The sequence below is a fragment of the Glaciecola sp. HA4-3 genome (assembly GCF_055693685.1).
In genome coordinates this window covers 2410895-2435827 of the sequence record NZ_CM146340.1, presented here as the reverse complement: position 1 = coordinate 2435827, position 24933 = coordinate 2410895, and the positions used below count along the sequence as shown (strand labels likewise).

Genomic DNA, 24933 nt, shown 5'->3' with positions numbered 1-24933 from the left:
TATGGCTCAATTAGTTAGCTTCTATGCGCTTAGTGAGTCACAAACAAAATCTGACAAGCTTCTACAAACGGAGCTTGTCGCGATGCTGCTCGCACAATGCGCACAACAAAATAGAAAAGTAACGGTACTATGTGCTGGCAAAACAGATGCTGAGGAGCTTGATGAGTATTTATGGTCAGCGCCTGCTGATGCTTTTTTGCCTCACAACCTTTACTCTGAAGGCCCTGAATACGGTACACCAATTGAAATAATTTGGTCATCAGTGTTTGAAAATCTGTTTGCACAAAGACAAGGTCCCAAGAATAAAGCGGTATTGATAAACTTAACCGAAGACTTTATTAGTCAGCATCAAGTGTTTGCAAATATAATTGATTTTGTTCCAACGGCAGAAAACGCTAAAGCAACTGCGAGAAACAGATACAAGCAATATAAACAACTTGGTTGCCAACTCACTTATAAAAATGCAGAACAAGAATAGAGAATTGCCAAATGGATAAAACCTTTAATCCACATAAAATTGAACAAGCCTGTTACCAACATTGGGAGGAAAAGGGGTATTTTGAACCAACCGGTAATGGAGACCCTTATTGTATACTTTTACCCCCACCGAATGTTACCGGTAGTCTGCATATGGGTCATGCGTTTCAACATACAATAATGGACGCGCTAACACGTTATCATCGAATGAAAGGTGATAATACCTTATGGCAATGCGGAACTGATCATGCTGGTATAGCAACCCAAATGGTAGTGGAACGTCAATTAAATGCAGATAACATTACTAGGCATGACTTAGGCAGAGAAGATTTTGTCAAACGCATATGGGACTGGAAGGAACAATCTGGCGGCACAATAACACAACAAATGCGCAGATTAGGGACCTCTCCTGATTGGTCTCGTGAAGTGTTTACAATGGATGAGAATCTTTCTAAAGCTGTACAAGAAGTCTTTGTGAAATTGCATGACGAAGGTCTAATTTATAGGGGTAAACGTTTAGTTAACTGGGACCCAGTCTTGTTGACAGCGGTATCTGATTTAGAGGTCGTCAGTGAAGAAGAAGATGGCTTCATGTGGCACATGCGATATCCATTAAGCGATGGCAGTGGCGATGTAATCGTGGCAACAACGCGACCAGAAACAATGCTTGGTGACTCAGCTGTTGCCGTTCACCCAGATGATGAGCGATATCAATCTTTAATTGGTAAAACGATTACTTTGCCAATTACACAGCGTGAAATTCCGATTATTGCAGATGACTATGTTGATCCTGAATTTGGAACAGGTTGTGTAAAAATAACCCCTGCACATGACTTTAATGATTATGATATGGGTAAACGTCATGACTTGCCTTTACATAATATCTTTACTGATGATGCAAAAATCAACCAAACCGCACCTCAAGAATTTATCGGGTTAGACCGATTTGATGCACGTAAGAAAGTGGTGAGTGAACTAGAGTCTCTTGGTTTAATGGTGGAAATAAAGCCACATAAATTAAAAGTGCCAAGAGGAGATAGAACCTCTGTTGTGATAGAACCATACCTTACTGATCAATGGTATGTTGCAGTTGAGTCCTTAGCTAAACCTGCAATTGATGCTGTAGCATCTGGCGAGATTCGGTTTGTTCCTGAAAACTGGAATAAAACCTACTATCAGTGGATGAACAATATCCAAGACTGGTGTATTTCTCGCCAACTTTGGTGGGGTCATAGGATTCCAGCTTGGTTTGATGAACAAGGAAACACATTTGTTGGATTAGATGAAGATAGCGTCAGGGAAAAATATAAGCTTGGAAGTGAGATAAAGTTAAAGCAAGACGAAGATGTATTGGATACTTGGTTTTCGTCTGCATTATGGCCATTTGCAACAATGGGATGGCCAGATGAGACACCTGAATTGGAAACATTTTTGCCAAGTTCAGTGTTAGTCACGGGCTTTGATATTATATTCTTTTGGGTTGCTCGTATGATTATGATGACCAAAAAGTTTACAGGAAAAATTCCATTTAAAGATATTTACATTACAGGGTTAGTGCGTGATGAAAATGGCGATAAAATGTCAAAATCAAAAGGAAACGTGTTAGATCCTATTGATGTGATAGATGGAATCGATATTGAAAGTTTGGTCTTAAAGCGAACAAAAGGAATGATGCAACCAAAGCTTGCATCGAAAATTGAGAAAGCAACCCGAAAACAGTTTGCAAAAGGTATAGAAGCATATGGAACAGATGCCTTACGATTTAATTTTGCAGCCATGGCCTCAACAAGTCGTGATATCAATTTTGACTTAAATCGTGTCGAAGGCTATCGCAATTTCTGCAACAAAATTTGGAATGCCACTCGATTTGTTTTGATGAATACTGAAGATGAAGATACTGGTAATAAAGGTGGGGAGCTTGAGCTTAGCATTTTCGACAAATGGATATGGTCAAGGTTTCAAGATACTTTGGCTGCATTTGAGGAATCTATTGCTCAGTATCGCTTTGATATCGCCGCTCAAGCCCTATATGAATTCACATGGAACCAGTTCTGTGATTGGTATCTTGAGCTTTCTAAAGCTGTTTTAAACTCGCCGCATGCAAGCGATGAGCAAAAGCGAGGGACTCGGCATACACTTATCAATGTTTTAGAGCACCTAATGCGACTTCTACATCCGATCATGCCCTTTATTACGGACGAGATTTGGCAAAAAATTAAGCCATTATCGTGCAACTTCAGTGATGGGCAAAGCATCATGATAGCGAGCTTTCCAGAAAGTGATGTAAGCCTTAAGAATAAAGATGCGGAAGCTGACATTGAGTGGTTGAAAGCATTTGTTATTGGCATTCGCAATATACGTGGCGAAATGGATATTGCGCCATCTAAACAGCTTCCTGTACTTCTAAAAAATGTAAACGAGTCCGATAAGGAGCGATTGCAAACTACTACACGTTATCTGACTAATTTAGCAAAGTTAGAATCAATTTCAGTTTTGGACAATGAACAAGCTCCGCCCTCTGCAACCGCTATGGTAGGTAGTATGGAAATTTTAATTCCAATGGCAGGGTTGATTGATAAAGAAGCTGAATTGACGAGACTAGCGAAAACTAGCGTTAAGTTAGAGCAAGAAATTAAGCGAACACAAGGAAAGTTGGCAAATGAAAATTTTGTCAGTAGGGCCCCAGCCGCGGTAATTGAAAAAGAGAAAAGTAAATTAGCTGAAGCTAAGATGCAACTCGATAAAATCAATGAGCAAGTTGTCTCGATTAATAATCTATAATAATAGCTCTACAAAAAAGCTGACCTTCGTGTCAGCTTTTTTTACACCTGTAAAATAAATAATAATTAAATCGTTATATTTCAATGATATAAAAGTTGGTATTATTCTTGAATAGACATGGTTAGTAACAGGAATTGAATGAAATACCACACTCATTCGTCAAGCAACCAAAAAAATTTAAACGGAGATACAAATGAAATTTGCAATGATAAAGAAATTGTTTGCAGTTGCATTATTAGTAGTAGGGACTAGTGCAAACGCCGCATTCATAACTTTAGATGGTGCTGGGTCTGATTATACGATCGCTTCAAATAATAATTTTAAAACACAACTTCTGCCAGCAACGACTTATGATATTGGTAGTAACGTAGTGTTTAATGTCGCACACGCTAAATACTTAATTACGTTCACTGCACTTGCCCAAGAGTCAGGATACAGAAACTTTTTGACTTCTATGGGGCAAGACCTATATGAAACGCCAATTGGTACATCAATTACTGTAGAGATGACAGGCGTTCAAGTTGGTGATTTACTAACTTTCGCGTTTGATGTGACTAACGGCGTTGGCTCTGTTGCTAACGGTTCAAATAATCCATTTGCTTCAGCGCAGTCATTTGCAACTATTCTAAACGGAACATATGCTGGAACAGCATATGATGCAATTTTGCTATGGGATGACTCAGGCGCCGGTCCTGATGATAACCATGACGACATGTTAGTTGGTGTTACAATTCGCGTTTCTGAGCCTGCTTACATTGCGGTTCTTGGTTTAGTGATGTTGTTTGCATCAAGAAGCCGTAAGTTTTTTACGAAAAAGTAACTAAATATTCAGATAATCAAAAAGCACCTTTAAGGTGCTTTTTTTGTTTTAAGCCTTCGACGAATGGCCACAGAAATGCAAATCGTTTTTAACAATGCCTACGAGTCGTCATTTTCCAATTCATCTTCATGTAATGGGTCTTCATACTCGATAGCATCATCACCGACATAATAGGTACCCCAACCATCATAATGAACCTTATGTTTATCGGCAATCGCTAATAGCTGGTCTGTATCTTGATTAAAAATTTTGGTATCTAGTTTTTTTTCCGTAATGGCGTCAAAGCAAAAGACAGTGCCCCCGTCATCTAAAACGAGCTCCTGGGCATCAGTTACCTCATAGCCTGCTTTAAAAGCATCGACGGCAACCTTTTCTAATATATCAAAATCCTTACTTGCAAAATGATGTTCAATTATATGCTTTTGGCTCATATCAGTGCCGTCGGCTTCCAATGCGCTAATGATTTCTTCATTAAACTCATACCACTGTGTTGCATCTGTGCTCATCATAACCTCCAATGGTTTTAAGCTTTTATTTGTGACAAGGCTTCAGCTTCTACAGAAAGCTCTTTAAATTTGTTCAGCATGTGCTCTCTACATTGATTAGCAATATCTTTGGCACTTTGGTCTTGACGATAAGAGAAGGGGGCAAGGGTTTCGACAATAATAGTACCGTTATTCCATCGATTAAAGTTAATTTTCCCCTTATTTAACTCACTACACACAACAGGTACTATCTTTTTGTTTTCACTTAACGCCAATCTAAAAGCACCGGTCTTAAAGGGCAGCATTCCTCTTCCGTGACTTCTTGTACCTTCAGGGAACATCCAAATAGAAAGATTTCTTTCTTTCATTTTTTCCCCAGTCGCACTTAGCGTATCTCTAGCTTTACCAGAGTTCTTTCTGTCAATCATAATGTTGCCAGATAACCAATAAATAAGACCAAATACTGGGATGAATTTTAAACTTTTCTTACCAACCGTTACCACTCCAGGAATGGTCCCTGCGCTTATTGTCATAAGGTCATAGTTATTTTGATGATTGGCTACAAATACATATGAGCTTTGTTCGTTTAGTGCGACTTCGCTTCTGACGATTAATTTAACGCCAATTATATAGCTCATACTTGAATAAAACTTTGCGGCAGTATGTACATTATTCCGATGCATAGGACGCAGTAAAAACACCAAAATTAAAATAAAGTTTATGATTAAAAAATAGATTAACAGCACAGGTGCTCTAAGGATTGCTAACACATAAATGACCGATTAAGAAGATTCTGCACGATTATACTAGTAATACTAAAAATGCAAAGCATCAGTATCAATAAACTGTAATCTTTGCCGATATTGTTAACAAGCCATTTGACAATTAAGCCATTAATGAAAGTATTTGTACCTGATGAAATAGAAGACGATATTCTCCATGATTTAAAAGAAGAAATCATAGAGTTATATGAAGCTAGTGAGCAGACTCTTGTAGAGCTCGAATTAACGCCACACGATAATGAACTACAAAGGAGTCTATTTCGCTCCGTGCATACAATTAAAGGCGACTTAGGTTTAGTTGGGTTCACACCAATGATTGAGGTGTTGCAATACTTAGAAGATATTTTAGATCTTCTTCGTAAAGGCGAAATATCTTACTCAAGTTTATTAAGTGACCTTGTGCTGCGTTTAATGGATAGAGTTAGTCATTTTGTTGAAGACGTTGTGAAACAGGGAAGCGCTGAATATGATAAAGCAGCAATAGATAACACTATCGTCGTCATCAAAAAGTTTAATGCTTCAAATTATAAGCAACATGAAACTTTATTTAAGCAAAGTTTAATAGCTTTGTCAGGTCAAGAAGCCGATACTACAAGCAATCAAAGCCTTGCAAAAGCAAGTAAAGTTCTAGTAGGCAAAACGGGCGTGCCTAAAAATATCACACCTGAAAAGCAAAATGATCTGTTGTTTTTTAGAGAATTGATGCGCCCGATAGAAAAAAGGTGTAAAGCAATAGAAGGGCGTGGTGACAAAGTGGCAGCCTTAGCGCTTTACATCAACAGTCTTAGTCAAACGCCTATCAGTGATGAACAATTAGCAGTGGCCTGTTATGCACATGATTTTGGTTTAGCTTTTTTGCCAGAAGAAGTCGTTACAAAGAAAGTTGAGTTAAGTTCAATGGAAGCTAACTTGATGCGCTCTCATGTTTATAAAAGTACACGATTGCTTGAGCACCTAACAGCGTGGGATGAGGCTAGAAAGATTATCATGCAGCATCACGAAAATATTGATGGCACTGGATATCCGCTTGGCATCAAGGGCGACGATATCTGTGAAGGTGCTAAGCTCTTAGCTATTTTAGACCGTTACTTTACATTGATTACTTTTGGCTCACAAAATAACGAACCTTTGGCGCCTATTGATGCAGTGATCAGTCTCAACAAGCATTACAAAACACAATTAAGTAGCAGGTGGTTAAGACTATTTAATCAGGGTATGACCACCTATTTAAATCAATAACCTTTGGCAAAATCGTGAACGTATAAAAGCGATTGTTTATTGATAAAACGAAGAGCATTATTTGCAAAAACATCGAAAACCCTCTCTGGATATGACATCGCAGCAGTATGATTTGTGATATAAAGCTTGTTGGTGTTATAAAAAGGGTGAGCGCTTGATAGTGGTTCAGTGTCAAATACATCTAAAACTGCTGCTTGTAGGTGCCCACTATTAAGTTGATTAATTAGTGCTTCTTGTGACCCTATCAGACTGCCTCTACCTGCATTGATAAATATAGCTCCTTTTTTCATTGATTCAAAAAATATAGCATCGCACAAACCGATAGTATGAGGCGTTTCGGGTAACAGGCTAACAATGATGTCAGATTGTTCAAGGAACAGTCTAAGTTGCTTGTGAGTATAACAAGGTATCCCATGTTTGTTTGAACCTGATTGATTAAATCCAATGGGATTCATTCCAAATGCCTTGGCGGTTTTGGCAACTGCTAGTCCAATATTACCAAGTCCCATGATACCAATCGTCTGTCCACGCAAAGTTGAGCATTTGTGCTGCTTCCACTCCTTGTTTTTTTGCGCAAGATTGAAGCTTTCTATCTGACGGGAAAAATATAATAAATAGGCAAATATATATTCACTCATTTGGTCATCAAAAATACCTTTTACACCAGTTAATGTGTAATCGTTCTTATTTATTGACTGAAGACTATTATTACCTGCCCAAGTAGATTGAAACCATGCGAGCTTCTTACACTGACTTATGTTTTGTGCCGCAACCTTAGGTGAGCCTAAAATGACATCTGCATCACTACATATATCATTAGTGAATTTATCTGTAGAGGCAATAAGCTTGAAGTGTTTGGGCAGTTCACTATGTTGATTAAAACATTTTGCTAAAGTCTTGTGTTCATGGGTAACGATTGCGAGTTTTATCATCAATGTTTCTTCCTGACTTTCTTTAAGACTTGAGTGATTTTTAGGTGTGTATTTTTATAACAGAATACACCTTTAAAACTAAATTTTCTTGTGCTTTTCTCTCATAAGCACAACTAATATGCCGATACTATTTATGTAGTATAAATAATATAGAGAGTTTGCTTACGTGTATAATTTCACCTTAAAAGGTCACTTTAATTCAAATGTAGAAACGATATATGAAGCTTTCTATAATCCAGAAATATTATGCAAATGGTTTGGTCCTGGGTCTCTAGTGGTTTCTCAATTCCAATCAAGCTTTATTGAAGGTGGAACGTATCGGGCGGTTTTAGAGAGCAAAGATGGCTTTCAGCAAACAATTGTAGGAACGTATCAAAGCATCAAACCACAGCAAAAGATTAGTTTTACATGGCGTTGGGATGATACCAATGATGTGACCAAAGTTGATGTAACGTTCATTGAAAAACAAAACAAAAGTACACAAATCGAATTAGTGCAATCAGGCTTTCACAAAGAAGATGATATGTTATCGCAACAATATGGGTGGTTAGCGTCTTTAGAAAAACTCACAATGGCTACTCGCCTGCCATGCTAATAGTCACACTCACCGCATTGCTAGCATGATACGTTTGTGATTACTCAACAATTCCATTTTATTTTCAGCAATTGCAGCAAAGGCTGCTTTTTGGCTTGTATCAATAGGTTCTGCCTTAGGTAACTCTACCGTTCTAGGATTACGATGCACCCCATCTACTAAAAACTCATAGTGTAGATGTGCACCTGTTACCATACCAGAGGAACCTAGATAACCAATAATTTGTCCTTGTCTGACGGTTTCACCCACTTTTACCGCTCGCTTAGTAAAGTGCAGATACTTAGTCGTATATCTTTCACCATGCTGAATAAATACATGATGACCATTAAATTTATCATAACTAGCTCGGATCACCTTGCCATCTCCAGCAGCCATTACCGGCGTACCTACTCGAGCAACATAATCTACGCCTCGGTGGGGTTTGATTCGTTTTTGGACAGGATGAAATCGTCTTGGGTTAAAACTTGAACTTACATACTTAAAATCAATAGGTGCCCTTAAAAAGCTTTTTTGCATGCTTAAACCATCAGGCGTGTAGTATCTCCCATCGGTATATCTAACTGCAGCGAACCTATCACCTTGGTTAATAAACTCTGCGGCTAAAATATCGCCAAAGCCAATAAACTCGCCATCGACATATAGTAGTTCGTATACCATGTTGAAGGTATCACCAGCACGAATTTCTTGAGCAAAATCGATGTCCCAAGTGAAAATGCCGGCCAATTCCATAATTTTGTTGTCACTTAAACCTGCTTCTATACCTGCATTCCAAAAATTACTATTAATAGTGCCTTGGGCAAAGCTAAGTAATTTTTCTATTTTTTTCGTCTCAATACTACTTTGATATCTTTGCTCATGCTTCGCAATGATGAGGGTTTCAGTTTTGTTAAGTGGATATTGCAAGGATTGCAAATTACCGGCTTCATCAAGACGGACATATATTTGATCACCGGGCTTTATTTTAACTAATTCTTTTGCTTCTTTGCCTGCGTGAGACACTCGATGTGTTGTATTTGCACTTAATCCTAGACTTTTAAAAATACTAGCAAGTGTATCGCCACCTCTAACCGTATGATTGATATAATCGCTGATGTCAGGCGCGAATTGAATATCCGTATTGCCAGTCTTAAGTACTTCGCTTGGCATTTCTACATCGTATCTAACGCCGACTTCAAGCTGTTCAAAAAACGGAATAGTTTGGTGATTATTTCTCGATGCTTCTACTTCATCAACTGGCCATAAAAGTACAGTAATGATAAGTACCGATAAGCTGATTAATGCAACTCGATGTGCTTTTGGTAAATGTTTTATTGAATTGCGCATTGTATTGTCGAAAGTACACTCGTAAAATACATGAAAATTAACAGGATAAAACCGCAGAATATAATGATTTTAGTCTGTATTCCAGTCAAATGGTTCACTTTTGTCACTTACATTTTATCGGCTCGGTAAAAAATTACTCAAGTAAGCTTAAAGGCTATAGCTAAAACACTAATTTATATATATATTTTGCGTAAATTCGAATACTGAATATCAAAAAGTAGGAATAATAAAATGGCAAGTTGGGAATCGGCATTTGCTGAGATTAAGCGTGGATCAGATGAAATTCTTATTGAAGAAGAGTTCATTGAGCGATTAAAGACAGGAAAGACCTTAAAAATAAAAGCAGGCTTTGATCCAACAGCGCCAGATTTGCACTTAGGACATACTGTTTTAATAAATAAGTTACGAACTTTCCAGCAGTTGGGTCATGAAGTAATCTTTTTAATTGGAGATTTTACTGGTTTAATTGGTGACCCTACTGGTAAAAATGTCACTAGAAAACCCTTAACGGAAGCTCAGATCCTTGAAAATGCACAAACCTACAAAGACCAAGTCTTTAAAATTCTAGACCCTAACAAGACCACCATACGCTTTAATAGCGAATGGATGAATAAATTAGGTGCAGCAGGTTTGGTTAAGCTTGCTGCTAGTCAAACGGTTGCTCGAATGCTAGAACGAGATGACTTTAAAAAGCGTTATGCTAATGGGCAAGCTATTGCGATACACGAGTTTCTATATCCTTTAGTACAGGGTTGGGATTCTGTTGCGTTGGAATCTGACGTCGAATTAGGCGGGACAGACCAACGATTTAATTTATTAATGGGACGCGAACTTCAAAAATCACAAAACATGCCTCAACAAACGGTGTTAATGATGCCATTGCTAGAAGGGCTTGATGGTGTTCAAAAAATGTCAAAATCACTCAATAATTATATTGGTATTACTGACGAACCCAATGAAATGTTTGGGAAAATAATGTCTATATCTGATGAATTGATGTGGCGTTACTACGATTTATTAAGCTTTCGTCCACTTGAAGAAATTGCATCATTAAAAGCGTCTGTTGATGGTGGTACAAACCCACGAGATATTAAAATTGATTTAGCCAAAGAGATTATCGCGCGTTTTCATAATGCAGATGCCGCTCAAAAATCTCATCAAGATTTTATTCAACGTTTCCAGAAAAATGCAATACCTGATGACATTGAGGAAGTAACCATTGAACTACCCAGTGAAGGGATAGCTATTGCAAATCTGTTAAAACAAGCAGCACTTGTCAATTCGACCTCAGATGCAATGAGAATGATAAAACAAGGTGCTGTTAAAGTTGATGGCAAAAAAGTAGAAGACACAAGGCTTGTTATCTCTGATCCAAGCAGCGCCGTCTATCAAGTCGGAAAAAGAAAATTTGCGAAAATAATCATCAAATAGGAGTAAAGGATGCTCTGCTTCAGAGCATCCTTTGAATCAGCTAGTTTGTTTCCGCAGGTTTAACAATAGGCCGTTGATTTGCTTCCCATTGCCCATAATCGCCTTCAAGATGAATGACGTTGGTATATCCTTGCGATTCTAATAAATCAATTGCGTTAGCTGCTCTTCTGCCTGAACGACAATAAACAACGATCTTCTTATCCTTGTCTTTGAGCTGTGTAAATGATTCGGAAAGTTGAGCAATTGGTAAATTGATTGAGCCTTCTATATGACCATCATTGTGCTCCTCAACTGTCCTAACATCTAATAGTATATGTTCATCGTTTTGCATCAAGAGCAACGTTTCAGCGCTTATACTCTTATGTTCCTTTGCAAATGAAACCGTGCTTAAAAAAAGGGCAATACTGAGCGTTAATATGTATTTCATAAAAAACCTATTATTATGTTGTAGTATTATTTGTACGCTTTTTGGCACACAAGGTTTATTTCGCTAATCGCTCTAGGCGTAAAACGATGCAGTGAATCGGGGTCTGCAAGCACAAATTGTGGTGAAAAAACATGCAAATGCTTTTTCCAAATCGGTGCTTGATCAAGCAAGCTTATATTGCTTGCGCTTATTAATACATCGGGTTGTTGCCTTATTAGATCGGCTTTGTCTAAATCAAAGAATGCACGCAAACTGTCTTGATAAATATTCCTAATCCCACATAGACCCAATAAATCATTGAGCCATTGGTCATTGCCTAAGCCAAACAAAGGGTGATGATTAAGATAATATGCAGCGCGCAACTGCCTGCCTTGGTAAGTTAACTTTATAGTACTTATTTGATGATCAATCTGTTTTACTAATTCAAGCGCCCGTTCTTGGGTATTTAAAAATAAGCCTAATGCTTCAATATCCGCTTTTAAATCATTAAGGTTTTGTATGTTTGAAAAATATATCGAAAACCCCAATGATTGCAGCTTCTGAATATCAGCATCCTTGTTTCCTCCTTCCCATACTAAAATATGAGTCGGTTCAAGCCGGATGATTTCGGCTATATTGGCACCTTCATAGCTTGCGACTCTAGGAAGATTATTTGCCGCATCGGGATAGTCGCTAAAATCACTAACTGCGACAAGGGAAGCTTGTTTGCCCATCGCATAGACCAATTCTGTTAAGTGAGGACTTAAGCTTATAATGCGTTGGTCACTAACAGTCGTATCGGTTTGTTTTGCTATTGCAACATGTTGGTTGGCAGCAAGTATAAAACTCGCGCAAAAAGCAATCGTAAAATGAAAGCGTGAAATTGACGCCATAATTACGAAACACTCAGCATAAAACTTACAACCAACATCCATACAATAGTATTGAGATTGATCAGATGTTGAAGTGATTCTACGGCGTTAATATTAGGCTCCTTCCTTTCATTAAACGTGTCAAAGCGCTGTCTCAATCTCTTTTTACCATCATAGATAATCGCCCCACCTATTTTGACCTTTAGTGTAGCACTTAAAGCGAAAAATAAAGCCTTTGATTGGCCCTGTAAACACAAAGCCCAAAAGTGACGAGAGATTAAAAAACGTACGCTATGTAAAGGGCGTGTACTCAACAAAAGGCTTATGGAAAAGAGTATACTGGGCAACAATTGAATGCCACTACTTATGTAGTAGGCAATGGTATTAAATGAAAGATACCTAGGATTCTTGCGATTCCATTGTTGATTACATTCGAAGCACAACCTATAAAAAACGGCAAATACAGGGCCTAAAAGTAGGTAGCACAATACAACACTTAAATGTTGATGACAGTACCTTGTTGCTAGACTTTCAATACTTGCTTTATAGATCCCAATGGGTGAAAGAGTGTCAGTTTCCCTAAGCACTACTTTACTCAAAAGCGCTTTAGACAATTGCTTTTTACCGTCATTAATTGCTACGCAGGCATTTGCTATGCCAGACTGGTCTAGTCTAAAGCTTAACGCGCACCACAGTATTAGTATATTGAGGATAATCTCAATTTGTGCGATGTAAACAATAAGGTAGATAATAAGTATTATTGGCAAAATCAGCATGAGCATGCCCAAGCTACCAGAAATAAACAACTGTTGAGGGGAATAATTGGTGTTCAATACTTTACTTGCCATCTGTCCACAAATAAATCGGAAAAACACCAAAGGATTGACATTAACAGGTAGAGGGATAAATCGCTCAAGCAATAAAGCCGTGATAAGTACAAATACTGTATCGTAGTTGTGAAGCCAATCAATATCTATCATAAAGTTGCACTAAGCTCGATTTATCATTCCTAGCACTAAGTTGGCAGAGTTTTTAGCTGCTGTTTTAAGATAGGTTTCAAACGACACAGTTGATGTTTTTCCTGCTATATCCGATAAGCTTCTGATAACGATAAACGGAACACTCATTTGATGGCAAATTTGGGCAATTGCAGCGCCTTCCATTTCAACAGCTGCCATGTCGGGAAAATTTTGCTTAATTTTTTGCGCTGCTTCGTCGCTGCCTACAAAACTATCACCACTACAAACAAGACCTGTCTTCACCTTTACATTGGCCATTTCATCAATAGTGTCACAAGCAATACCTATCCACTTTTGACTACATTCAAATTGCTTTGGCATTTGCGGTACTTGCCCTAAATCATAGCCAAAATGCGTTACATCAACATCATGATGCAATAAGTGAGTTGCAACGACTACATCACCAATATCTAAAGCTGGATCAAAACCACCTGCTGAGCCCGTATTGATCACAATATTGGGTGAATATTTTGCAATTAACAATGCCGTTGCGCCTGCAGAAGCCACTTTGCCGATTCCACATTGGACAATTTGGACTTGATGAGTCCCAATCTTGCCAGTAAATACAGTTAAGTGATGATGCACGTCAATTTCAAGGGAGCTTAACGCAGATTTGAGTAAAACGATTTCTTCTTCCATTGCGCCTATAATGACAATGTTCATGTGATCACTCCATGGACTAAAAAGGATTCAAGTACAAAATAAAAGCGCCATTCTAGGCGCTTCAATAAATTTTACAAGTTGCTTAAGACGCTCACTTAATCATTATGCTGCCGCGCCTTCAACACTGGTATTTTTATCTTTGGGCCCAATACTGTGTCGATTGCTTGCGTTTATCGCCATCTTTCTATTTGCAGGAAGAGGTCGCGTTGGTCGTTTTGCTGTTTTGATGACTGAATGATTGCTTTGAGTAGATAAGTTAAATGCAGGTTTTCCTTGTCGTCTTCTAAAAGGAACTAATTTTGCTTCAATACATTCTTGAAGCTCACGCAGGGTATAACCATTCTTTACTTTTATCCTAGCATGCGGAATCGATGCTGTTTCTAAAGCGCTTGATACAAAAAAATCTTTTTTTGTGTTATGTCCATTAATACCGCTTCCGTAAACTAGGTCTATTACCATAACAGGCGCCATATCATCTTTATCGCAAAGAACAAAATCAACTTGTTTTGAAGACGCCTTATAAAGTGCACTTTTGGCAAGTTTTAAATTTACACCTTTTTTCAGACTTACAAGATCGGAGAGCTTAACTCTTGTTAATACCCTAAATTCATTTGAAACGGATGCTTCTATAAGGCCTAAAAATTGACGTTCAGCAGCCGTAAATAATTGGCGTTTTCCTAAAAAAGGCGCGTCTATTTGTTGTTGACTAAACTTTATTGCGACTAAAGATAAGCATATTAATAAAGCCATTAAGACGATTGCGATTTCCATAACTACTCCAGACCAGCACATTTGACGATGATATGTGAACTAAAAGCAAAGCTTGTGCCATATTTTTATATTAACTTATGGAACAAAAAAGCCTGCGTGTTGCAGGCTTTTCATTATCGCTAACTCAGATTGAGTAAATTTAGGCTTGTTTTATTAACAAATCGACTTGCGTTCCGGGCCCATCGTTAGACAGTATAATGGTGATATTACTGTCGCTTGATTTCATTATGATTCTTCCTTTGACATTTTGAACCTCGCTAAGTCCGATATCTTGGCTTTGAAAAAAGTCACTGACATTCTGGGGCGTATCAGGCACAAACATCACCATTGACGCAGGCAATTGAGCGGCAAATACTTGACAAAGTTTGCCACCAACTGGCAATGGTACTTCGTAAAAATTTTGAGGACACGCCTGAGGGCCTGTAGGTAAGGTTAGTACATCCGTAGTAGTTTGTGCATTTGAATCAGGCAATCTAGGTAAGTTAGCGTATGACGTAGAGTCTGATTTAGGCTCAGGCATGACTTCAGGTTCTGGCATGACTTCAGGCTCTGGCATGACTTCAGGCTCAGGCATGACTTCAGGCTCAGGCATGACTTCAGGCTCAGGCATGACTTCAGGCTCAGGCATGATTTCAGGCTCAGGCATGACTTCAGGCTCTTGTATCACTTCAGGTTCTGGCATTGCTTCAGGCTCAGGCATGACTTCAGGCTCAGGCATGACTTCAGGCTCAGGCATGACTTCAGGCTCAGGCATAACTTCAGGCTCAGGCATGACTTCAGGCTCAGGCATAACTTCAGGCTCAGGCATGACTTCAGGCTCAGGCATTGCTTCAGGCTCAGGCATGACTTCAGGCTCTGTCATAACTTCAGGCTCAGGCATGACTTCAGGTTCTGGCATAGCTTCAGGCTCTGGCATAACTTCAGGCTCAGGCATAGCTTCAGGCTCAGGTATCACTTCTGACACTTCATTAAGTGCGTCTGTGCTTGCTTGAAGTTCCTCAGAAGCGCCATCGTTAATGGCCAATGCAGCTGCCATTTCGGCTTCTAATGCAGCAGCAAGCTCGGCGTCATCTTCTTCTATTACTTCTTCTATGGCGGGGTCTTGTGTAGTAACGCCATCAAGAGGCGCGAACGCTTCTGATTCGGGAATTGCTTCTATTACAACATCAGTTACATTTTCTTGGACAGGCTCAACACTTGGTTCTGCTTTTGTAATAGGTGAGTCGTCTATGACCGAGCAAGCGCTAAAAAAAACGCTCAATAATATGATGAAGCTGGACTTTCGCATTTTACTACCAAATGTTTGTGACATGAGTGTCATATCGGAATGCCTTTAGAATTCTTGACAATATACTTATTAAAAGGGTAATCCTTATTGGCATCTCATGCAACTAAGTGATGCGTAATAAGTGTCTAATTTATTAAGTTTAATTATTAATAAATATAAGTAAATACTCAACATTTTCTTATTAAACGCATCCTATCGATTACACATCTATATAGTCTAGTATCCCTTCTGCCGCTCTTCTTCCTTCATCAATAGCAGTGACAACAAGATCTGAGCCTCTAACCATATCGCCACCAGAGAACACTTTTGGATTGCTTGTTTGAAATGGATAATTTCCTTGAGAGGGTGCCCTAACGCATCCTCTCTCATCAAGCATGATGCCATACTCACCAAACCAAGGAGCAGGACTAGGTTGAAATCCAAAGGCGATGATAACGGCATCTGCTGGGATAACATGCTCTGACCCTTCTATCTCAACGGGTCTTTTTCGACCTGCACTATCAGGCTCACCCATTTGGGTTCTCACCATTCTGACCCCAATAGTTTTACCATGCTCATCAACCTCAATATCTATAGGCTGAATATTAAATTCAAAGATAACACCTTCTTCTTTAGCGTTAACAACTTCTCGTCGTGAACTAAGGCATGCTTTGTTCATCGCGTCGATATGCGCATGTCACGCTTGATGCCAGTTGCCTGATCGAGGTTCGGACACAGTCCATCGTAGTATCACCACCACCAAGCACAACTACCTTTTTTCCTTTCATATCAATAAAATCATCTGGGCTTTTTTCTATACCCATCACCCGATTAGTATTTGCAATTAGAAATGGTAATGCTTCATATACACCGGGTGCTGATTCATGTTCAAAGCCACCTTGCATTGCAGTGTATGTTCCCATTCCTAGAAATACTGCATCATATTCTTGGATTAAGGCTTCAAATTTGATGTCTTTACCGACTTCTGTATTAAGCTTAAATTCAATACCCATATCAGTGAATATTTGTCGTCTTAATTGAATAACTTCTTTTTCAAGTTTAAACGAGGGGATTCCAAACGTTAGTAAGCCGCCAATTTCTTCATATTTATCAAATACTACAGGTTTAACGCCATTTCTAATGAGAATGTCTGCGCAGGCTAAACCTGCTGGCCCTGCACCAATCACAGCGACTTTTTTATCCGTCCAAACCACTTGAGACATATCTGGACGCCAGCCCATCTTAAATGCAGTGTCAGTGATATATTTTTCTATACTACCAATTGTCACTGCCCCAAAATCATCGTTTAAGGTACAGGCTCCTTCGCATAATCTATCTTGAGGACACACTCTGCCGCAAACTTCGGGTAAACTATTGGTCTTGTGCGATAGCTCTGCCGCTTCTAAGATTTTTCCCTCATTAGTCAGGGCCAGCCATTGAGGTATAAAATTGTGAACAGGGCATTTCCATTCGCAATATGGATTTCCACAGTCTAAGCAGCGATCTGCCTGCCCAGCAGCTTGCGAAGAAGTCATCGGTTGATATATTTCACCAAACTCTTCGGTTCGCATAATGATAGGTTTTTTGGGCGGATCGATTCGCTCTACATCAACAAATTGATAAACATTTTTAGCCATATTTTACTTTCTCCTAATCGCTTATTGCGCTTGCACACGCAACTCTGCGCTTGAACGGCTAATATGCCCTAATAAATTTTTCACATCGCTGGTCTTGGGTTTTATTAATAAAAAATGCTTTAGTTCGTCGCTAAAGTTTGTCAATAAATGTAGCGAGTGTTCGCTACCCGTTGCTTCGTAATGTGAATTGATTAACCCTCGTAAGTGTTCTGATAAAATAACTTTATCTTCAATACTTAACACCTCAACGAGCTCTTGATTAATCCTTCGGTCGATATCAGAAAATTCGTCATATATGTATGCAAACCCACCTGTCATACCGGCACCAAAATTAACGCCTACACTGCCAAGAATCGCAACTATACCACCGGTCATATATTCACAGGCATTGTCTCCGGCACCCTCGATCACGGCAATTGCTCCAGAGTTTCTAACCGCAAAACGCTCACCAGCTCTGCCTGCTGCGTATAGCTTGCCTCCTGTCGCACCGTATAAACAGGTATTGCCCATTATTGCGCTTTTATGAGGATCAAAACTAATTCCCTTAGCAGGGTGGATAATTAATTTGCCACCGGTCATTCCCTTACCTACATAGTCATTTGCATCACCTATCAAGGTCATTTCTAGTCCGCCTGCATTCCATACGCCAAAGCTTTGACCAATAGTGCCTGATAAGGTGATTTTTATGGGCTTGTCTTCCAAACCGTTATTGCCATGATGCTGTGCGATAAATCCCGACAAGGTTGCGCCTACAGAGCGATCAGTATTGCGTACTTTGTATTTTGCTGATTTAGACATCTTTGCCATGACTGCGCCTTCACAATCACTCAAAATGCGAGTGTTTAGCTCTCCTTTGTCAATAGGGGCGTTAGTCGTCTCGCTACAAAATAGTTGTGTATGCTCGCCCGCTGATGGCTTCTCTAGCAAAGGGGACAAGTCTAATTTTGATTGTTTGGCTGTTTGACCATCAACTAAGGCCAATAACTCAGTTCTACCAACGAGGTCTTTAAACTCTCGAATACCGATTTGTGCCATTATTTCACGTACTTCTTGAGCGACAAATCTAAAATAATTCATGACCATTTCAGGTAAACCAATGAAATAATTATCTCTAAGTTTACTATCTTGGGTTGCTACGCCAGTAGCACAGTTATTTAAATGGCATATGCGTAAATATTTACAACCTAAGGCAACCATTGGACCAGTACCAAAACCGAAACTTTCCGCACCGAGCATAGCCGCTTTAACCACATCAAGCCCTGTTTTTAGGCCACCGTCAGTTTGCACTCTGACTTTATGTCGAAGACCGTTTTCAATAAGTGCTTGCTGAGTTTCTGCTAAACCTAGTTCAAATGGGCTACCTGCATACTTAACCGAAGTGAGTGGACTTGCACCTGTTCCACCATCATATCCTGATATAGTAATTAAATCGGCATACGCTTTTGCAACCCCCGTTGCAATAGTCCCAACACCTATAGTTCGGATACTAACTTTACTGATATCAAGGCACTTGGGTTAACCTGTTTTAAATCGAAAATTAATTGGGCTAAATCTTCTATTGAATAAATATCGTGATGAGGAGGTGGTGATATCAGCGTAACTCCCGGCACTGAGAATCGAAGTTCAGCAATATACTTATTTACTTTATCCACAGGCAACTGACCGCCTTCGCCTGGTTTAGCGCCTTGCGCTACTTTGATTTGAATAACAGTTGCGTTGACTAAATAATGCGGTGTAACACCAAATCTACCAGAGGCAACTTGTTTGATTTTAGAGTTTTTCTCAGTGTTGAAACGCGCAGGATCTTCGCCGCCTTCACCCGAATTAGACTGCCCTCCTAATCTATTCATAGCGATAGCTAATGCCTCATGTGCTTCTGGGCTCAGCGCGCCAATAGACATCGCGGCGGTATCAAATCGAGGGAAAAGCGATTCAGCTGGTTCCACTTCATCAATACTGATAGCTTGTCCATGGCTTAAGTGCCATCAAATCCCTAAGATGACTAGGCTTTCGTTGATTTACCAAATCTGCAAACACACTATAGTCCGCGTATTCACCACTAACGACTGCCTTTTGCAGTGAACTCACTACATCGGGGTTATATGCATGATATTCTCCACCATGCACATACTTTAATAGTCCTCCATGGCTCATATTTTTGCGAGCTAGCCACGCCAGTCTTCCTGTATTAATAAGGTCTTGTTCAAAGTCTTCAAAACTGGCACCTTTAATCCGGCTAGGAACACCAATAAAACATAAGTCAACAACGTCTTTATCTATGCCAATCGCTTCGAATAACTTGGAACTTCTGTAACTTGCGATAGTTGAAATGCCCATTTTGGACATGATTTTATACAAACCTTTGTTGATGCCTTTTCGATAGTTTTTCACAGCCTCAAGCGGTGACATGTCTAAATCATTTTTTTGTACTAACTGTTCGATCGTTTCGTACGCAAGAAACGGATAAACGGCAGTTGCACCTAAGCCTATGAGGACGGCAAAATGATGAGGATCTCTGGCTGAAGCGGTTTCTACTACAACATTTGCATCACATCTTAATTGCTCATTGATCAGGCGACGTTGAACTGCACCTACGGCCATTGCTGATGGGATTGGTAGCGTACCTTTGGAAATATGACGGTCAGATAAAATAACGAATGCAGCGTTTCGTTCTTTGACCGCTTCCACTACTTCGTCACATACCCTACGAATCGCGGTTTCCAGTCCTTCTTCTAGTGCATAATTAATACTAATGACTTCATTGTGATAGTACTTATCATCAAACTCGCGAAGTTGTTTTAAATCCGTATACATCAAAATCGGCGAATCGAATAATACCCTATGTGCATAACCACGAGTTTCATTGAATACATTTTGCTCTTTCCCAATACATGTTGCTAAGGACATGACATGATTTTCCCTAAGCGAATCAATGGGAGGGTTTGTGACTTGGGCAAATTGCTGTCTAAAGTAGTCAAATATGGTGCGCTGTTTTGATGACATAACCGCCATAGGAGTATCGTCACCCATGGAACCTACTGCTTCTTGACCATCCTTTGCCAAAACTTTGATGACTTGCTGAATTTCTTCATAGCTGTAATTGAAAAGCTTATGGTATACCGCCATTTCATTGTCATCTAATGCTCTTTGACCAATCAATGATGCATCACAATTTTCTATAGGCTCTAATCGTGCTATGTGTTCCTCTAACCATTTAGAATAGGGGTGTTGCGATTTCAATTCATTGTCTATTTCATTTGAACGCCATATTTTTCCGCTATGCGTATCGACTGCTAACATTTCACCGGGACCTACACGCCCCTTTTCAACAACATCATGCTCAGCGTAGTCCCAGATACCAATCTCGGACGCCAAAGTGATATAGCCATTATTGGTAATGACGTATCTTGCTGGTCTAAGACCATTTCTATCTAAGTTACAAGCTACGTGTCTACCATTAGTTAGGACAATCCCTGCAGGGCCGTCCCACGGCTCCATATGCATTGAGTTAAATTCATAAAAGGCTCGTAGCTCAGGGTCCATCGTGTCGTTATTTTGATAAGCCGGTGGTACCAGTAATCTCATTGCTCTAAATAAATCCATGCCTCCAGCAAGGAATAACTCAAGCATGTTATCAAGTGAGCTAGAATCTGAGCCTGATTTATTTACGAATGGAGCCGCTTGCATCAAGTCAGGAATAAGAGGTGTTGCGAACTTAGCAGTTCGGGCATATGCCCAATCCCTATTTCCCTTGATTGTGTTTATTTCGCCATTATGGGCTAAGAATCTAAATGGTTGTGCTAATGGCCATTTCGGAAGTGTATTGGTAGAGAATCGTTGATGGAAAACACAAATGGAAGAAGCAAGCTCTGGGTCTGCTAAGTCTAAATAAAATTTTGATAAGTCTTTAGGCATAACCAAGCCCTTATAGACAGTTACAAAATTGGATAAACACGCAACATACAAAACATCATCATCATTAATACGTTTTTCGGCACGGCGTCGTGCCATGTATAATCTGCGTTCAATGTCAGGTGTCAACCAACCAGCAGGTGCATTAACAAAAACATGCTCTATTTGAGGTACGCCAGTTTTCGCTAGATCACCTAGCACGCTGTGATCAACAGGTACTTCACGCCAACCAAGCACGCTCAGCATTTCTTGAGTTAACTCTTCACTTAAAACTTGTCGAGCATGAGATGCTTTTACTGGATCTTGGGAAAGAAACACCATCCCAACCGCATAATTTTTGTTAAGTTGCCAGCCAGCTTTTGCTGCAACTTTCCTAAAAAAGCTATCGGGACGTTGCAACAATAAACCACAACCATCGCCCGTTTTGCCGTCTGAAGCCACGCCACCACGGTGCTGCATGCGATCCAAGCCTTCAATAGCGGTTTGAACAAGGTTATGACTCGCTTCACCTTCGATATGCGCAATTAAACCAAACCCACAATTATCTTTTGAATCAGACGAATGATACAAACCCATACATACTCCCCTCAAAGTGACTTTATCACCGCTCAAATAAACTTATTTACGAGCAATCGATGACGATTGCTAATTGATTTTTTTGTCGTTTTTATTGCCACTTATTATTATTGCTACAACTTCTTATATGTGTGACGTTTACTGTTTGAGGATACTCTTTCGTACCGAATGTTTATTCATTTTTCCAAGCAGATTACCGAAAATACCTATTTACGCGAAATAAATCAATTACTCCATTGCTTATAATTATCGTTGATAGCATATTTGTTACTTAAGATATTGAATTTTAATGATTTATATATATAAAATAGATGCTCTACTAATGTCTACATTTTGACACAATACGTTAAGCACTTGTAAAAATTAGTTGCTATCACAACTTTACTATTATTATTTATGCAAAATATATCGTTTAAAACGCATAAGTATTTATTTGACCGCTATTTTAACTTAGAAAATGAACATCATTTTTAGCATCCTATTTTTAGTTTATCCAGGCTAAATTTTTTCTGTTGTGAAAGCTTAATTCTTGTTAGCATGCACATGATTTTACTCTAGCAAAGCAAGGCAATTATTAGGCATGTTCATTAAAACCCCTCCGAATACATGGGCGCTCAAATTCGCAAAATTCATTGATAAGCGTGGGCCTATAAAAGTGAGTATCGTTTTTGTTCTCTTTGCTTTGTTTTTTATGGTGTTGGGTTCTTATATTATTCGGACCATATTTTCCCAAGAAATAACCCTAACTGATTTTGTGAGCGCCATAGCATTAACGCTTATTTTTGCGCCTTAGCGTGTTGTATTTTTTAGTGCATTAATAAAACAACTTGAACACTCACGCATTAATTTAGAAGATGCGGTGGATCAATTAGAAAGGCTTCGACGACACGATGTTATTCTTAATCGAGAATTACAAAACAATATTCGTCAATTGAACCACGAAATAGAGCAGCGTAAAAATGCGCAATTAGAACGTGAAGCAATGTTTCAAAAGCTTGAACAAGAAATTAAAGAAAAATCTGAACAAGAAATTCAAGCTAGACGCCTATCTACGCTTACTCGCTCTATTATCGATGCTTCGCCAGACCTAATTTATTATCGGAATGAAGAAGGGCGCTTCGCCGGATGTAACAAAGTCGCAGAAGCGTTGACTGGAAAATCAGAAGAAGAACTGCTGGGTTTAACGCCTCATCAAGTATATGACGAAGAACTTGCTCGACAGGTAGCGGCATCAGACCAAGAAGTTTTGGATAGTAATGCTTCTATAACTGAAGAACTATGGTTGAAATTTGCAGATGGGCGAAGACGTTATTTCGAAATGCGCAAAGTCCCATTCTTTGATGGTGATGAACATCGCCTTGGGATCTTAGCTTTTGGTCGGGATATGACCGAAAGAAAACAATCACAGCTCGCAATAGAGCAGGCCAGTAAAGATAAAACGAAATTTATTGCGACTATTTCACACGAATTAAGAACACCGCTAAATGGTATTGTCGGTTTGTCTCGAATGCTGCGTGACACAAAATTAAATAGTGAGCAGTTTGAATGGGTAAGCACTATATATGCTAGTGCGATTACGCTTGGCAATATATTTAATGACATCATTGATCTTGATAAGCTTGACAGAGACAAGGTAGAGATTCAGGTTAAGACGGTTAACACCGCAAACTTTGTAAATGAAATTGCCAGTATTATTAAATTGTTAGCGGCAGATAAAGGGCTTAGTTTTAATGCCGAGATTGTGAACCCTGTTCCGACTGCGTTTGAAGCCGATGGGACAAGGCTGCGACAAGTTCTGTGGAACATGTTATTTAATGCCGTTAAATTTACTCAAAAAGGCGCGGTATCCCTAACTATGTCTGCCACTATGCATAGTGAAGAAAAAGCAGATATTGTATTTACCATCCAAGATACCGGTATTGGAATCGACAAGTCTCAATTAGACAAGATTTTTGCGATGTATTATCAAATCCAACGGGATGACTTTCAATCGGCAACAGGTACGGGCATTGGATTAGCTATATGTAAGCAAATGGTTGATAAAATGAACGGGGCAATACGTGTAAATAGCGAAATAAACAAAGGAACATGCTTTGAAATTACCCTACCAGTCACAGTCACTCATCAGCAACCTGATGTTGAAGAGTTAAGAGTGACGGGACTCAACATTCTTTTAGTTGAGGATATCGAGTTAAACGTAATGGTAGCTAAGGCACTACTTGAAAAGTTGGGTCAAAAAGTATCAGTTGCAATGACAGGTCAAGAAGCGATTGATATGGTCAAAGAAACAACATATGACTTGATTTTGCTGGATATTCAATTACCGGATATGACCGGTTTCGATGTAGCAAGGACCTTATTGGAAGAAGATCTTGTATTGGGTACACCAATGGTTGCCTTAACTGCAAATGTGATAAAGAAGCGTGAAGAATATCTCCAAAACGGTATGGATGATGTCATCGCTAAGCCTGTTAAAAAGAGCAGAATTATTAGAGTATTTAATGAATTGTTTGCCGAAGAAACAAAAGTGGAACTGCCAGTAGTAAGCGAGATTCAAGCGCCAGTTGTTATTGAAAACCAAACCCAAGATGTACTTGATACTGAATTATTGACGATGCTGGTGGAAACGATTGGACCTTGGCATGATTGAAACAAGCTTAGCGGTATTTGAAGACAAAATTCCTGAATACATGGAAATATTAAACGTATCTTTGGCTGCAGATGACAAAGACGAAGTGTGTTCACAAGCTCACAAAATTAAAGGCGCCGCCGGTTCCGTTGGTCTAGCTAGAGCCCAAAAAACAGCCAATATGATTCAACAAGGCGATCATCCAGCTTGGTGGGAGAATGTACATGAATGGACAGAAAATTTAGCGTTAGCGATCAAACAAGATGTTGAACATTTAAAATTATGGCTCAAGCAACAACAAATAGATGATTAAGGG

General features: G+C 39.3%; 16 protein-coding genes and 3 pseudogenes. 7 read left to right on the top strand and 12 right to left on the bottom strand.

Features of this window, described 5'->3' with window-relative positions; genetic code table 11:
* Nucleotide 1: 1 nt before the first annotated feature.
* The 3 genes from ACZ1G6_RS11615 (at nucleotide 2) to ACZ1G6_RS11605 (ending at nucleotide 4078) form a co-directional block, all read left to right on the top strand.
* On the top strand, nucleotides 2–478 hold the full coding sequence (locus tag ACZ1G6_RS11615) for a DNA polymerase III subunit chi (RefSeq protein ID WP_472616440.1): 477 nt from the start codon (nucleotides 2–4) through the stop codon (nucleotides 476–478).
* Nucleotides 479–489: 11 nt separating this feature from the next.
* The gene (locus tag ACZ1G6_RS11610; RefSeq protein WP_472616439.1) at nucleotides 490–3258 is read left to right on the top strand and encodes a valine--tRNA ligase; all 2769 of its coding nucleotides are present in this window, start codon (nucleotides 490–492) and stop codon (nucleotides 3256–3258) included.
* Between the two features lie 193 nt (nucleotides 3259–3451).
* Nucleotides 3452–4078: a hypothetical protein gene (locus ACZ1G6_RS11605; RefSeq protein ID WP_472616438.1), complete on the top strand. Its 627-nt coding sequence runs from the start codon at nucleotides 3452–3454 to the stop codon at nucleotides 4076–4078.
* A 98-nt stretch (nucleotides 4079–4176) separates the two neighbouring features.
* Here the strand turns inward: ACZ1G6_RS11605 and rraB are convergent, their stop codons facing one another.
* Nucleotides 4177–4587 carry a ribonuclease E inhibitor RraB gene (gene rraB / locus ACZ1G6_RS11600; protein WP_472616437.1) on the bottom strand — a complete coding sequence of 137 codons (411 nt, stop codon included), beginning with the start codon at nucleotides 4585–4587 and terminating at the stop codon, nucleotides 4177–4179.
* 14 nt (nucleotides 4588–4601) lie between these two features.
* Nucleotides 4602–5201, bottom strand: coding sequence for a 1-acylglycerol-3-phosphate O-acyltransferase (locus ACZ1G6_RS11595; protein ID WP_472616436.1), 600 nt, complete (start codon nucleotides 5199–5201; stop codon nucleotides 4602–4604).
* A 258-nt stretch (nucleotides 5202–5459) separates the two neighbouring features.
* On the opposite strand from ACZ1G6_RS11595, the gene ACZ1G6_RS11590 reads away from it, so the two are divergent.
* Nucleotides 5460–6584: an HD-GYP domain-containing protein gene (locus ACZ1G6_RS11590; protein ID WP_472616435.1), complete on the top strand. Its 1125-nt coding sequence runs from the start codon at nucleotides 5460–5462 to the stop codon at nucleotides 6582–6584.
* On the opposite strand, the gene ACZ1G6_RS11585 is transcribed toward ACZ1G6_RS11590, so the two are convergent.
* Nucleotides 6578–7516: a D-2-hydroxyacid dehydrogenase gene (locus ACZ1G6_RS11585; protein WP_472616434.1), complete on the bottom strand. Its 939-nt coding sequence runs from the start codon at nucleotides 7514–7516 to the stop codon at nucleotides 6578–6580. The two genes, ACZ1G6_RS11590 and ACZ1G6_RS11585, sit on opposite strands and share 7 nt — an antisense overlap.
* Nucleotides 7517–7682: 166 nt before the next feature.
* On the opposite strand from ACZ1G6_RS11585, the gene ACZ1G6_RS11580 reads away from it, so the two are divergent.
* Nucleotides 7683–8111 carry an SRPBCC family protein gene (locus ACZ1G6_RS11580; RefSeq protein ID WP_472616433.1) on the top strand — a complete coding sequence of 143 codons (429 nt, stop codon included), beginning with the start codon at nucleotides 7683–7685 and terminating at the stop codon, nucleotides 8109–8111.
* 9 nt (nucleotides 8112–8120) lie between these two features.
* On the opposite strand, the gene ACZ1G6_RS11575 is transcribed toward ACZ1G6_RS11580, so the two are convergent.
* Entirely contained in the window at nucleotides 8121–9434 is a 1314-nt protein-coding gene (locus tag ACZ1G6_RS11575; RefSeq protein ID WP_472616432.1) for a peptidoglycan DD-metalloendopeptidase family protein, read from the bottom strand.
* A 231-nt stretch (nucleotides 9435–9665) separates the two neighbouring features.
* Here ACZ1G6_RS11575 and tyrS point away from each other — a divergent pair, with 231 nt between their 5' ends.
* Nucleotides 9666–10865, top strand: coding sequence for a tyrosine--tRNA ligase (tyrS, locus tag ACZ1G6_RS11570; RefSeq protein WP_472616431.1), 1200 nt, complete (start codon nucleotides 9666–9668; stop codon nucleotides 10863–10865).
* A gap of 40 nt (nucleotides 10866–10905) precedes the next feature.
* Here the strand turns inward: tyrS and ACZ1G6_RS11565 are convergent, their stop codons facing one another.
* From ACZ1G6_RS11565 to gltB, 8 genes and pseudogenes are all read right to left on the bottom strand, one after another.
* Complete coding sequence (locus ACZ1G6_RS11565) at nucleotides 10906–11292, bottom strand: rhodanese-like domain-containing protein (protein ID WP_472616430.1); 387 nt, start codon at nucleotides 11290–11292, stop codon at nucleotides 10906–10908.
* A gap of 26 nt (nucleotides 11293–11318) precedes the next feature.
* Nucleotides 11319–12164 (bottom strand): helical backbone metal receptor, encoded by an 846-nt coding sequence (locus ACZ1G6_RS11560; protein ID WP_472616429.1) that lies wholly within the window; start codon nucleotides 12162–12164, stop codon nucleotides 11319–11321.
* 2 nt (nucleotides 12165–12166) lie between these two features.
* Nucleotides 12167–13123: a cobalamin biosynthesis protein gene (locus ACZ1G6_RS11555; protein WP_472616428.1), complete on the bottom strand. Its 957-nt coding sequence runs from the start codon at nucleotides 13121–13123 to the stop codon at nucleotides 12167–12169.
* Nucleotides 13124–13132: 9 nt separating this feature from the next.
* Nucleotides 13133–13825 (bottom strand): 5'-methylthioadenosine/adenosylhomocysteine nucleosidase, encoded by a 693-nt coding sequence (locus ACZ1G6_RS11550; protein ID WP_472616427.1) that lies wholly within the window; start codon nucleotides 13823–13825, stop codon nucleotides 13133–13135.
* A gap of 102 nt (nucleotides 13826–13927) precedes the next feature.
* A complete protein-coding gene (locus tag ACZ1G6_RS11545) occupies nucleotides 13928–14596 on the bottom strand; it encodes a DUF2726 domain-containing protein (protein WP_472616426.1) in 669 nt (222 codons plus the stop codon).
* Between the two features lie 139 nt (nucleotides 14597–14735).
* Nucleotides 14736–15917 carry a hypothetical protein gene (locus ACZ1G6_RS11540; RefSeq protein ID WP_472616425.1) on the bottom strand — a complete coding sequence of 394 codons (1182 nt, stop codon included), beginning with the start codon at nucleotides 15915–15917 and terminating at the stop codon, nucleotides 14736–14738.
* Between the two features lie 166 nt (nucleotides 15918–16083).
* Nucleotides 16084–17500, bottom strand: a pseudogene (locus tag ACZ1G6_RS11535) (FAD-dependent oxidoreductase).
* A gap of 21 nt (nucleotides 17501–17521) precedes the next feature.
* A pseudogene (gene gltB / locus ACZ1G6_RS11530) lies at nucleotides 17522–21988 on the bottom strand (glutamate synthase large subunit).
* Nucleotides 21989–22568: 580 nt separating this feature from the next.
* Between gltB and arcB the strand changes: the two are divergent.
* A pseudogene (arcB, locus tag ACZ1G6_RS11525) lies at nucleotides 22569–24930 on the top strand (aerobic respiration two-component sensor histidine kinase ArcB).
* The last annotated feature ends 3 nt before the right edge of the window (nucleotides 24931–24933 follow it).

Coding starts and splice junctions, on each gene's coding strand:
- ACZ1G6_RS11615 (WP_472616440.1), top strand. CDS start 2: ATGGCTCAATTAGTTAGCTTCTATGCGCTTAGTGAGTCACAAACAAAA.
- ACZ1G6_RS11610 (WP_472616439.1), top strand. CDS start 490: ATGGATAAAACCTTTAATCCACATAAAATTGAACAAGCCTGTTACCAA.
- ACZ1G6_RS11605 (WP_472616438.1), top strand. CDS start 3,452: ATGAAATTTGCAATGATAAAGAAATTGTTTGCAGTTGCATTATTAGTA.
- rraB (WP_472616437.1), bottom strand. CDS start 4,587: ATGATGAGCACAGATGCAACACAGTGGTATGAGTTTAATGAAGAAATC.
- ACZ1G6_RS11595 (WP_472616436.1), bottom strand. CDS start 5,201: ATGAGCTATATAATTGGCGTTAAATTAATCGTCAGAAGCGAAGTCGCA.
- ACZ1G6_RS11590 (WP_472616435.1), top strand. CDS start 5,460: ATGAAAGTATTTGTACCTGATGAAATAGAAGACGATATTCTCCATGAT.
- ACZ1G6_RS11585 (WP_472616434.1), bottom strand. CDS start 7,516: ATGATAAAACTCGCAATCGTTACCCATGAACACAAGACTTTAGCAAAA.
- ACZ1G6_RS11575 (WP_472616432.1), bottom strand. CDS start 9,434: ATGCGCAATTCAATAAAACATTTACCAAAAGCACATCGAGTTGCATTA.
- tyrS (WP_472616431.1), top strand. CDS start 9,666: ATGGCAAGTTGGGAATCGGCATTTGCTGAGATTAAGCGTGGATCAGAT.
- ACZ1G6_RS11565 (WP_472616430.1), bottom strand. CDS start 11,292: ATGAAATACATATTAACGCTCAGTATTGCCCTTTTTTTAAGCACGGTT.
- ACZ1G6_RS11560 (WP_472616429.1), bottom strand. CDS start 12,164: ATGGCGTCAATTTCACGCTTTCATTTTACGATTGCTTTTTGCGCGAGT.
- ACZ1G6_RS11555 (WP_472616428.1), bottom strand. CDS start 13,123: ATGATAGATATTGATTGGCTTCACAACTACGATACAGTATTTGTACTT.
- ACZ1G6_RS11550 (WP_472616427.1), bottom strand. CDS start 13,825: ATGAACATTGTCATTATAGGCGCAATGGAAGAAGAAATCGTTTTACTC.
- ACZ1G6_RS11545 (WP_472616426.1), bottom strand. CDS start 14,596: ATGGAAATCGCAATCGTCTTAATGGCTTTATTAATATGCTTATCTTTA.
- ACZ1G6_RS11540 (WP_472616425.1), bottom strand. CDS start 15,917: ATGACACTCATGTCACAAACATTTGGTAGTAAAATGCGAAAGTCCAGC.